Annotated in this window: 11 protein-coding genes; 1 reads left to right on the top strand and 10 read right to left on the bottom strand. The window is 67.4% G+C overall.

Going from position 1 to position 10932, the window contains the following annotated elements; all coding sequences use genetic code 11:
* The first annotated feature begins 31 nt into the window (after window positions 1–31).
* The gene (locus ACZ1H8_RS10115) at window positions 32–1321 is read left to right on the top strand and encodes an adenylosuccinate synthase (RefSeq protein ID WP_465181167.1); all 1290 of its coding nucleotides are present in this window, start codon (window positions 32–34) and stop codon (window positions 1319–1321) included.
* 76 nt (window positions 1322–1397) lie between these two features.
* Here the strand turns inward: ACZ1H8_RS10115 and ACZ1H8_RS10110 are convergent, their stop codons facing one another.
* The 10 genes from ACZ1H8_RS10110 to ACZ1H8_RS10065 all read right to left on the bottom strand — a co-directional run bounded on the left by ACZ1H8_RS10110 (window position 1398) and on the right by ACZ1H8_RS10065 (window position 10913).
* On the bottom strand, window positions 1398–1622 hold the full coding sequence (locus ACZ1H8_RS10110; protein WP_465181166.1) for a hypothetical protein: 225 nt from the start codon (window positions 1620–1622) through the stop codon (window positions 1398–1400).
* A 183-nt stretch (window positions 1623–1805) separates the two neighbouring features.
* Window positions 1806–2876 carry a chorismate synthase gene (gene aroC, locus ACZ1H8_RS10105; protein WP_465181165.1) on the bottom strand — a complete coding sequence of 357 codons (1071 nt, stop codon included), beginning with the start codon at window positions 2874–2876 and terminating at the stop codon, window positions 1806–1808.
* The gene (locus ACZ1H8_RS10100) at window positions 2873–3400 is read right to left on the bottom strand and encodes a GNAT family N-acetyltransferase (RefSeq protein WP_465181164.1); all 528 of its coding nucleotides are present in this window, start codon (window positions 3398–3400) and stop codon (window positions 2873–2875) included. The genes aroC and ACZ1H8_RS10100 overlap by 4 nt, the downstream gene beginning before the upstream one ends.
* Window positions 3397–4200, bottom strand: coding sequence for an enoyl-ACP reductase FabI (gene fabI, locus ACZ1H8_RS10095; protein WP_465181163.1), 804 nt, complete (start codon window positions 4198–4200; stop codon window positions 3397–3399). The genes ACZ1H8_RS10100 and fabI overlap by 4 nt, the downstream gene beginning before the upstream one ends.
* On the bottom strand, window positions 4197–5093 hold the full coding sequence (locus ACZ1H8_RS10090) for a YihY/virulence factor BrkB family protein (protein ID WP_465181162.1): 897 nt from the start codon (window positions 5091–5093) through the stop codon (window positions 4197–4199). Before ACZ1H8_RS10090 ends, fabI begins: the two co-directional genes overlap by 4 nt.
* Before the next feature lie 72 nt (window positions 5094–5165).
* Window positions 5166–6101, bottom strand: a complete 936-nt coding sequence (locus tag ACZ1H8_RS10085; protein ID WP_465181161.1) for a DnaJ C-terminal domain-containing protein — start codon at window positions 6099–6101, stop codon at window positions 5166–5168.
* Window positions 6102–6155: 54 nt separating this feature from the next.
* A complete protein-coding gene (locus ACZ1H8_RS10080; protein WP_465181160.1) occupies window positions 6156–7046 on the bottom strand; it encodes a transglutaminase family protein in 891 nt (296 codons plus the stop codon).
* Window positions 7046–9529 (bottom strand): circularly permuted type 2 ATP-grasp protein, encoded by a 2484-nt coding sequence (locus ACZ1H8_RS10075; protein ID WP_465181159.1) that lies wholly within the window; start codon window positions 9527–9529, stop codon window positions 7046–7048. The genes ACZ1H8_RS10080 and ACZ1H8_RS10075 overlap by 1 nt, the downstream gene beginning before the upstream one ends.
* Before the next feature lie 90 nt (window positions 9530–9619).
* Complete coding sequence (locus ACZ1H8_RS10070) at window positions 9620–10237, bottom strand: YbhB/YbcL family Raf kinase inhibitor-like protein (RefSeq protein WP_465181158.1); 618 nt, start codon at window positions 10235–10237, stop codon at window positions 9620–9622.
* Between the two features lie 4 nt (window positions 10238–10241).
* Complete coding sequence (locus ACZ1H8_RS10065; protein ID WP_110153070.1) at window positions 10242–10913, bottom strand: glutathione S-transferase family protein; 672 nt, start codon at window positions 10911–10913, stop codon at window positions 10242–10244.
* Window positions 10914–10932: the final 19 nt, after the last annotated feature.

Below are 10932 nucleotides of genomic sequence, written 5' to 3'. Positions count from 1 at the left end.
TCTTTAGGGGGCCCGCGAAAGGAATTCTCTTTTGGCCAATGTCGCGGTGATCGGCGCCCAGTGGGGCGATGAAGGCAAGGGCAAGATCGTCGACTGGCTCGCGGAGCGCGCCGATGTCGTCGTTCGGTTCCAGGGCGGGCACAATGCCGGCCATACGCTCGTTGTCGGGGACAAGATCTACAAGCTGTCGCTCCTCCCCTCGGGTATCGTGCGCGGCACGCCGTCGGTGATCGGCAATGGCGTGGTGCTCGACCCCTGGGCGCTGCGCGCCGAGATTGCCAAGCTGCGCGACCAGGGCGTCGACGTGACCCCCGATACGCTGAAGATCGCCGACACCTGCCCGCTGATCCTGCCGCTGCACGGCGAGCTGGACGGCATGCGCGAGGATGCCAGCGGGTCGGGCAAGATCGGCACCACCCGCCGCGGCATCGGCCCGGCCTATGAGGACAAGGTCGGGCGCCGCGCCATCCGCGTGTGCGACCTAGCGCATCTCGACGAGCTCGATCCCCAGCTCGACCGCCTGCTGGCGCATCACGACGCGCTGCGCGCCGGCTTCGGCGCGGCGCCGGTCGACCGCGCCGCGCTGGTCGAACAGCTGCGCGAGATCGCCGGCTTCGTGCTTCCCTTTGCCGAGCCGGTCTGGCGGATGCTGAACGACGCCCGCGCGCGCGGCAAGCGCATCCTGTTCGAAGGCGCCCAGGGCGTGCTGCTCGACATCGACCACGGCACCTATCCGTTCGTGACATCGTCCAACACGATCGCCGGCACCGCGGCGGGCGGTAGCGGCGTCGGGCCTGGGGCGGTCGGCTTCGTCCTCGGCATCACCAAGGCCTATACGACCCGCGTCGGATCGGGGCCTTTCCCGACCGAGCAGGATAACGAGATCGGCGAGACCTTGGGTACCAAGGGCCGCGAGTTCGGCGTGGTCACCGGGCGCAAGCGCCGGTGCGGCTGGTTCGATTCGGTGCTGGTGCGCCAGTCGGCCGCGGTCAGCGGCATCACCGGTATCGCCCTGACCAAGCTCGACATCCTCGACGGGTTCGAGGAGATCAAGATCTGCACCGGCTATCGGCTGCGCGGCGAGGTGCTGGACTATTATCCGTCCAACGCCGCCGATCAGGCGGCGGTCGAGCCGGTCTATGAAAGCATGCCGGGCTGGAGCGAGAGCACGGCAGGTGCGCGCAGCTGGGCGCAGCTGCCGGCCCAGGCGATCAAATATATCCGCCGGATCGAGGAGCTGATCCAGTGCCCGGTGGCACTGGTATCGACCAGCCCCGAGCGGGAGGACACGATCCTGGTCCGCGATCCGTTCGCCGACTGAGCGACCGGCACATGAAAACGGCCCGATACCGAAGTATCGGGCCGTATCAGACTGAACCAGGTTCAGTATGCCGGACTTAGCGACCCGGCGGGGTCGGGGCCGGAGCATCCGGGGTCGGCGTTGGAGTCGGGGTCGGGGTCGGCGCGGGTTCGGGTGCCGGTGCCGGTTCCGGAGCGGGCTCAGGGGCCGGCGCGGGGGCGGGAGCCGTCTGGTCCTGCGGCGCCGGCGGCGTGGTGTCCTGAGCATAGACCGCCGAAGCGCCCATCAGGGCAGCAGCACCGATGATCATCTTGATACGCATGTGATGTTTACTCCATGACGTGGTGTCACAGAAACAAGGTGTCGCGGCGCGAAATAGATCCGCGATCCGTCCCCCGACTCTACCAGCCCGCCGCAGTCCATCGGCGAAGCGTTGCAGACTTGAGAGCAATTGAGACAATAGTGCCGAATAACAGCGCGGTAATCGCCGGATTTTAGACGTTTCTTAGCCGCACTGACCGCGATGAAGCAGCTTCTGGTCCGCCAGGACCAGCGCCATCATTGCCTCGACCACCGGCGCCCCGCGGATCCCGACACATGGATCGTGACGACCCTTGGTGAAGATTTCGGTCGCCTCGCCGGCACGATCGATCGTCTCGACCGGCGTCAGGATCGAGCTGGTCGGCTTGAATGCGACGCGCACCAGGACCGGCTGACCGGTCGAGATACCGCCGGCGATCCCGCCAGCATGATTGGCCAGGAATTGCGGTTGGCCATCATTGCCCGGGCGCATCGCATCCGCGTTCTGCTCGCCCGTCAGCGTCGCAGCGGCGAAACCGTCGCCGATCTCGACACCCTTGACCGCGTTGATGCTCATGCACGCCGCGGCCAGCTCGCTGTCGAGCTTGGCATAGAGCGGCGCGCCCCAGCCGGCGGGCACCCCGGTCGCTTCGCAAGCGATGACCGCGCCGAGCGATGACCCCGACTTGCGCGCGCCATCGACCAGCGCCTCCCAACGCGCCGCAGCGGCAGCGTCGGGGCAGAAGAAGGGATTGCGGTCGATCTCGTCCGCATCGAAATTGGCCGGGTCGATCGCATCGCCGCCGATCGCCTCGACCCAGGCGCGGATCCGCACCTCGGGAATGACCAGCCGCGCGACACCGCCAGCGGCAACGCGGGCAGCCGTCTCGCGCGCCGAGCTGCGACCGCCGCCGCGATAGTCGCGGAAACCATATTTGGCGTCATAGGCATAGTCGGCATGGCCCGGCCGATAGGCCTTGGCGACTTCCGAATAATCCTTCGAGCGCTGATCGACATTGTCGATGTGCAGCGCGATCGGCGTGCCGGTCGTGCGGCCTTCGAACACGCCCGAGAGGATGCGGACCTGGTCGGGCTCCTGCCGCTGGGTCGTGAAGCGCGACTGGCCCGGCCGGCGCTTGTCGAGAAACGGCTGCAGATCCGCTTCGGACAGGTTCAGCCCAGGAGGGCATCCGTCGACCACCGCGCCCAGGGCGGGCCCGTGGCTTTCCCCCCAGCTGGTGAAGCGGAACAGGCGGCCGAAACTGTTGAAGCTCACAATTCCCCACTCAGTTGCGCGAAGGCAGGCGCATGAACCGCCTGTCCGCGAGTACCGCAGGGCATGGCACCACCCTGCAAGGGCAGCGCCATGAAATAGTCGCCGGCATAGGGCGAGGCAAATCCGCTTGCCCAGTCCACAGAAAAACCGAATCGCTCGTAATAGGCCGGCTCGCCCAGGACGAAGGCGAGCATCGCCCCGGCATCGCCCAGATGCTTCAGCCCCGCCGCGATCAGCGCCTCGCCCACGCCCTGGCTGCGATGCGAGGTTGCGACGGCGACCGGGGCGAGCGCGACGGCGGCGATCGCCTTGCCGTCGATCTCGACACTCATCCGGCTGAAGGCGACCATGCCCGCCAGTTCGCCCGTCTCGTCATCGTCGGCGACCAGCGTCAGCACCATGTCGCCATCGATGCATAATTGCTGGACGAGCTGCGCTTCCTGCGGCTGGGCGAAGCTCGAACGCAGCAGCGCGTCGATCGCCGCGACGTCGCCGCCGGTCGCCCCACGAATCGCGATGGTCACACCAGTGACATGTCCGGGGCATCCTCGGCCTTCATGCCGATCGCATTATAGCCGGCGTCGACATAATGGATTTCGCCGGTCACGCCCGAGGACAGACCGGACAGCAGATAGAGGCCCGCGCCGCCGACATCCTCGATCGTCACATTGCGCTTCAGCGGCGAGTTCAGCTCGTTCCACTTCAGGATATAGCGGAAATCGCCGATGCCCGACGCGGCCAGCGTCTTGATCGGACCGGCCGAGATGCAGTTGACCCGGATATTGTCGCGACCGAGATCGACCGCCAGATATTTGACCGACGTCTCGAGCGCCGACTTGGCGATGCCCATGACGTTATAGTGCGGGATGACCTTCTCGGCGCCGTAATAGCTCAGCGTCAGCAGGCTGCCGCCGTTCGGCATCATCGCCTGGGCGCGCTTCGCCACGGCAGTGAAGCTGTAGACCGAAATGTTCATGGTCATCAGGAAATTGTCGAGCGACGTGTCGTAGTAACGACCGCGCAACTCGTTCTTGTCGGCGAACCCGATCGCGTGGACGACGAAATCGATCGTCGGCCACCGCGCGGCCAGCGTCTCGAATGCCGCATCGAGCGCCGTCATGTCGGACACGTCGCAGTCGATCAGGAATTCGCTGCCCAGCTGTTCGGCCAGCGGGCGCACGCGCTTCTCCAACGCCTCGCCCTGATAGCTGAACGCGAGCTCCGCGCCCTGATCGGCAAGCTGCTTCGCGATACCCCAAGCCAATGAACGGTCATTGGCGAGCCCCATGATGAGGCCACGCTTGCCTTGCATCAGTCCGGTCACGACGGTGTATTCTCCTGCTTCGTCGGCGCCCCCTCTAGACCTTCCTCGGGTGTCTCCGCCAGTGCCGCGTTCAATTCCGCGCCGACGACGACGCCCAGGCCGATGATGAAGAAGAAAATCAGCGCGATCATAACGCCGGCCAGGCTGCCATAAGTAAGGTCATAGCCTCCCAGGTTCGAGAGCACCAAGGGAAGCAATGCCGTGGTCGACATCCACCAGACCGTCACGAACGCCGGCCCCGGCCATTTCGGGCATCCCGACTTGCGATATTGTCGGGGGGTCAGCGAATAGAACAGCATGTAGAGCGCGCCGAACAGCGCCAGCGCCGGAACCAGCCGGGTATAATTGACCATTCTCTGCGCATCGACCGCGAAGGGCAGCAGGCGATAGATGAACTGTTCGACGCCGGTCAGGATCACCTGAAAACTGAACGCAGCCATGGCGAGGATGACCGAGCCCACCACCACGCCGATCGCGCCGAGCCGATAGCGCCAGAAGGGTGTCGAAGATTGCGTGCCATAGGCCTGGCGCAGGATCCCCCGGACGGTCTCGATAAAGCCGCCGGTCGTCCAAAGGCCGACCAGCGCGCCGAACCATAGAAGATTGCCGGTCCGCGCCTCGAGCACGTCCTGCATCGGCTGGCGCAACACTTTCGCCACCTCGGGCGGTACGGTGTGGAGAAAGGCGTCAAGCGCATGCAGGCCCTCCCCCGTCTGGCCGATCAGCCGCGCGATCGCGGCGGCGACGATGAAGAAGGGGAACAGCGTGACCAGTGAGAGATAGGCAAGGTTGCCGGCATAGGTGAAGCCGTCATTATAGGTGCCGATCGCCACCCGCTTCATCACGACGAAGAAGCGTTCGCCGACCCCCAGCGACTTCAGCCCGCCCCGCACCGCGCTTCCGAACCCGTGTCGACGGGCTTCTGGCGATTCGGGCGAGATTCCAGGCGGCTGCTCCACCCTCCTCTAGACGCCCAGCTTCGCGCGAGGGTTCCCCTGGTCACGGCTCTGCCAGCTTTCGACAAACGCGCGCAGCTCGGCATCGTCCGCCGGCAGGTCGATCATCAGCGTGACCAGCAGGTCGCCGCGCCCTCCGCTCTTGCGGTGAAAGCCCTTGCCCTTCAGCCGCAGCGTCTTTCCCGACGTCGCGCCCTTGGGCATCTTCAGCATCACCGCGCCCTCGGTCGTCGGCACGCGCACCTGCTCGCCCAGCACCGCCTCGGACAGGGTCACGGGCAGGTCGAGGCGGACATCGTCGCCCAAGCGGGTGAAGAAGCGATGCGGCTGGACCTCGATCGTCACGATCGCATCGCCATCGCCACCCGGCCCTTCCTCACCCTTGCCCGACAGGCGCATCTGCGTGCCCGTCTCGACACCGGCGGGCAGCTTGAGGTCGATCGTCTTGCCGTCGCGCAGCGTCACGCGCTGCGTCGCCAGATTAACCGCATCCTCGAAGCTGACCGACAGGCGATAGGGCACATTGGCACCCTTGGGCGCGGGACGGCGGCCGAACCCGCCGAACCCACCGCCAAAACCGCCGCCGCCGCCGCCGCCGCGCCTGCCGAACAGTCCTTCGAAAATATCGCTGAACTCGCCGCCATCGCCGCCGAAATCGGTCGAGCGGAACCCGCCCTGCTGACCGCCGGGCCCACCGCCGCCAAACCCGAAGGGCGCGGCGGGGTTGCCGTCCGCGTCGATCTCGCCGCGGTCGAACCGCGCGCGCTTGTCCTTGTCGCTCAGCAGGTCATAGGCCTGGGTGACCTGGCTGAACCGCTCCGCCGCCTTGGGATTATCCTTGTTGCGGTCGGGATGGAGTTCCTTCGCCAGGTTGCGATATGCCTTCTTGATCTCGGCTTCGCTGGCATTGCGGGCAACGCCCAGAGTTGCGTACGGATCTGCCATTCTTGTCCCTCTGTCCGCCGCGTACATCGGCGCGGCGACGCCAAATCGCAACCCTCAGGCCGCCGGTTCCGTCAACGGTTCGACATCGACCGACACGTGCATGCGCTGTGCCCCCGCGCCAAGCACGATCCCGTCGATCGGCGCGATATCGGCATAGTCGCGGCCGATCGCGATCACGACATGATCCTCCGCCATCCAGATTCCGTTGGTCGGGTCCACCCCCACCCAGCCATGCTCCGGCCCGCACCACAGCAGCACCCAGGCATGGGTCGCGTCAGCCCCCACCAGCCGTGGCTGGCCCGGCGGCGGCAGGGTGCGCAGATAGCCCGAGGCATAGGCGGCGGGCAGCCCTATCGAGCGCAGGCCCGAAATCATGATCTGGGCAAAATCCTGGCACACGCCGCGGCGCTGGCGAAACGCTTCCGCAGGGGTAGTGTCGACCAGCGTGGCGGTCGGATCAAAGGCGAAATCGCGCTGGATCCGCCGCGCCAGCCCGATCGCAGCGTCCAGCGCGCCTCGCCGCGGATCGAGCTCCGCCGCACACCAGCGCGCAATCTCGGCATCGAGCGGGATCAGCGGCGAGGGGAACAGATAGCTGGCCGGCGAGGCTGGCGAGATGTCGCGGCTGGCCCGCGCCAGCGCGGCGATCGTCGCAAGATCCGGGTCGCTCGCTGACGGCACCGGGATCATGCGGTCGACGCGCATGCGCGCGACGCTCTCGATCGTCAGGCTCTTCGCTGGCGATTCGACCACCAGCCGGGTGACGTTGGCCAGCCCGGCCTCCGCCCGCGCCGGATAGGTGCGGCCACCGGGTTCGACCTTCAGGTCATAGGATTCGATCGTCTGTCCCGACCAGATGATCGGCCGCAGCCGCAGGTTGCAGCGCGCGAAGCCGACCGGCTGGGCATAGTCGAACCGGGTGACGTGATGGATGGCGTAGAGCATCAGGCCAGGGTCATCCCGGCGGCGCGCAGCGGCTCCGCGCCCTGCAGGAAATAGCGATACGCGATCGAGCGCGAGAGCAGCGCGAGCTTGGTGTCCAGATCCTGCAACATCGGTTCGCCGATGCTGGTCGCGCGCGCGGTCACGATGATCGCCGCCAGTTCGCGCGCGCCTTCCTGCTGCGGCTCGGCAAGCCCGTCATCCGAGAGCAGCGGCAGCTTGTTGAGATGCGCCGAGATCTTGCCGATCTGAAAGGCCACCGCGCGCGGATTGAAGCTGTCAAGCATCACGAGATCGAGGACCGGAACGCGGGCCAGCCCGGTCAGATAGCGCTGGCGATAGCTGATCTGGCTGTTGGCGAGATCGAGCAGGGTCGACAGGTCGTCCGCGGTCGCCTCCGCCCCGCCGAACGCGCGAATGCAACGGATCGTCGCCATGGCCCGCTCGACCCGCCTGCCCAGATCGTGGAAGCGCCATGCATCGGTGCGTGCCATATGCTCGGCCGACAGGCCGGCCAGCGCCGAATAGCGCCGCTGAAGCGTGCCCGCCCGGTCGAGCAGGGACCCCTTGGTCGGGAAGGGTGCATCGAGCAACTGGATCATGTCCGCCGACAGCCGGTCGCGCGAGATCGCGCCGAGATCGCGCGCCTGCGCGTTGATCGCGCGAATCGAATACCAGCCGCCCTCATCCTCCAGCGCGGTCCGTGCTAGCTGCTGCAGCTCGGTCCGGCGGAAACTGCCCGGCGCAGGCGCGGCACCGACCGACACGACCAGATTGACGAGACGTTCGACCGTCGCGGCTTCGAGTGCGGCGCCGGTATCGGCACTGATCGAATGGCCGAGCAGGACGCGCAGCACCGCCAGCAGCGCCTCGCCCCGCTCCAGATAGCGGCCCAGCCAGAAGAGATTGTCGGCGACCCGGCTGGGTAGGGTCCCGGGATTGCGGCGAAGCTGGGTCGAATCGCCCGACGGCAGGAGCGAGACGGGCGCGACCGGATCGGGCCCGTGGATGCAGACATCGGCCGACCACATGCCCTGCCCCATGACGGCAGCGCGAGGGTCGGGCTGCTCGCCGATCCGCGCGAAACCGCCCGGCAGGACCGTCCAGCTGCCATCGGCCGCCCGCGCCGCGAAGACGCGTACGGTGAAGGGCCTCGGCTCCAGCCCGTCGCCCGCCACCACCGGCATGGTCGACAGGCTCACGGCCTCCTGACCGACATAGTCCTGCGGACGTCTCGCGAGATCGGCAAGCAGTGCCGCGCGTTCCTCCGGGCCGAGCGCGTTACCGAGCTGCGCCCCTTGAGGCAGGCCGAGCGGACTGGGGCCGAAGGCAGGTGCGATGACCAGCTGGTCCAGCCGCGCCTCGACTTCCGCCCGGTCGGCGTCCCGGCCGCACCACCATGTCGAGACGCTGGGGAGGCGCAGCGTCTCCCCCAACATCGGCTGCGCCAGCGCCGGCAGGAAGGCAGCGAAGGCGGGCGCCTCGATCAGTCCCACACCCGGTGCGTTGGCGAGAACGACATTGCCCGCCGACATCGCGTCGATCAGCCCGGGCACACCGATCGCCGAATGCGAATCGAGCGCCAGCGGGTCGATCATCCGCGGATCGAGCCGTTGCCACAGCGCGTCGATCCGCTTGAGCCCGGCGATGGTGCGGACATAGAGCTGGTCGTCGCGCACGGCGAGATCGGCGCCCTCGACCAGCAGGAAACCAAGATAGCGCGCCAGATGCGCCTGTTCGGCATAGCTGGGATTGAGCCGGCCCGGCGTCAGCAGCGCGATGCGCGGGTCCGACCGGCGGCAGCGCTCGGCCAGCCCTTCACGGAACGCGGCGAAGAACGGCGCATGACGCTCGATGTTCAGCCGAACCTGAAGCCCGCCCAGCGTCCGCGCCATGGCAAGCCGGTTCTCCAGCGCATAGCCGGCGCCGGCCGGTGCGCGCAGATGATCGGCAAGCACGCGCCATTCGCCCTCAGGCGACCGACACAGGTCCATCGCGACGAACTGGAGGTGCGATCCGCCGGGCGGAACGAGATGCGCCAGCGGCCGGAGGAAGAACGGGCTGCCGGTCACCAGCGCGGCGGGCAGATGCCCGTCCTCGACCAGGTTCGCCGGGCCATAGAGATCGGCGAGCACCGCCTCCATCAGCCGCGCGCGCTGGGCGACACCATCGGCGATGGCGCGCCATTCCTCCGCGGCGATCAGCAGCGGGACGGGCGACAGCGGCCAAGCGCGCTCCTCGCCCTCGCCGGCGATGCGGAAGCCGGTACCGATCTCGGCTGCCTGTCGCTGGGCGCGCTCGCGCGCATGATCGAGCGCGTCGCCGCTCAGCGTCGCCAGTTCCTCGAACACCGCACGCCATGCCGGATCGGCCGCACCGCGCGCGCACAGCATGTCGGCGCTGCGCCCGCCCGCGCAATAGTCGGCGATCCACCGGTCGGCGATCACCCCGGCGTCGAACAATGTCGTTGCAGCGCGACTGGCCACAAGCGCTCCCCAAATCCGTCCATGCGGCATGGGGCAATCCATGCTGCCGCGCAACAAATGATATGCCCGGTACTTGTACGACCGTATAATTTACCGCAGGGCGGCGACCGCTCCGACCGGCCCGACGGGCGCCTCTTCGCTACGCGAATAGGTTCCGGTCAGCAGGCCTGCGGCGAGCACCCGCCCGGCCATCGCCTTCAGCACCGGACCGCGGCCCGGCGTGCCGCGGACATCGGGCCCTGGACCAAGGGCGAACAGCTGAAAGGCGTAATGATGGACTCCGTGCCCGGTCGGCGGGTCGGGCGCCAGCCAGCCTTCGCCGAAAAAGCTGTGCCGCCCGACATCGCTGCCGTCGGCGGCGCCGTCCCCATCGGCGCGGATCGCGCCTTCCTTCAATTCGCCCTCGATCGGCAGGCCCCAGACGATCGCGTGCACGGTCGGCGCGGGGGTGATCGCATCGGGATCCTCGACGATCAGCACCAGTCGCTCGGTCCCCTCCGGAACGCCGGTCCAGAACAAGGGCGGCGACACGCCGTCGCCATCGGCGGTGAAGCGTTCGGGCAGCCGGTCGCCATTGGCGAAGGCCATGCTGGCGAGCTTGAGCGACTCGAAACTGCCCAAACTGGCATGGGCGATCGCCAGCTTGTCCTGACCGGCGCGCAGCCGCTTCAGCGCCGCCCCAAGCCAGTGCGGGACGTGCTCGAGCACGCGCTTACAGGTCCAGTTTCTCGTAGTCGGCGGGCGGGGCGATCCCGTCCATCCGCTCGGTCAGCAGGTTGCGGAAGCTCGGCCGGCTCTTCATGCCGATATACCAGCGCTTGGCCTGCTCGTGGCTCTTCCAGTCGATCCCGCCGAGATAGTCCGCGACCGAGATCTGCGCTGCGGCGGCAAGATCGGCCAGGCTCATCATCGGGCCGGCGAGCCAGGTCCGGTGATCGAGCAGATAGTCGATATAGTCGAGATACTCGACCGCCGCCTTCATCGCCCCGCGCAGCGCCTGTCCGTCGGGCGCCTGGCGATAGACGATCCGCTTCAGCATCCGCTCGTTCAGCAGCGGCGCGGTGATGTCGCGGTAGAAATAGGTGTCGAACCAGATCACCAGCCGGCGGATCTCGGCCCGGTCGGGCGCAGTGCCGTTGAGCATCGGCGACTTGGTCACCGTCTCCTCGAAGAATTCGCAGATCACGCTGGAATCGATCAGCGTCACTCCGCGCTCGCTGTCGACCATCACCGGCACCTGGCCGGTCGGGTTCAGGTCGAGAAACTCGTCGCGCCGCAGCCAGGGGGACTCGCGCACAGGCTCATACCCGACGCCCTTCTCACCCAGGAGAAGGCGGACCTTGCGCGAGAAGGGGCAGAGGGGGAACTGGTAGAGTTGCCACATGCCCCTGCTTTAGGGTCAG

This window comes from Sphingomonas sp. BL-S-25 (assembly GCF_055521555.1).
Note: the sequence above shows the minus strand (reverse complement) of the source record. Positions and strands in the feature narration are given on the sequence as shown.

Coding starts and splice junctions, on each gene's coding strand:
- ACZ1H8_RS10085 (WP_465181161.1), bottom strand. CDS start 6,101: ATGGCAGATCCGTACGCAACTCTGGGCGTTGCCCGCAATGCCAGCGAA.
- ACZ1H8_RS10110 (WP_465181166.1), bottom strand. CDS start 1,622: ATGCGTATCAAGATGATCATCGGTGCTGCTGCCCTGATGGGCGCTTCG.
- ACZ1H8_RS10080 (WP_465181160.1), bottom strand. CDS start 7,046: ATGCTCTACGCCATCCATCACGTCACCCGGTTCGACTATGCCCAGCCG.
- ACZ1H8_RS10065 (WP_110153070.1), bottom strand. CDS start 10,913: ATGTGGCAACTCTACCAGTTCCCCCTCTGCCCCTTCTCGCGCAAGGTC.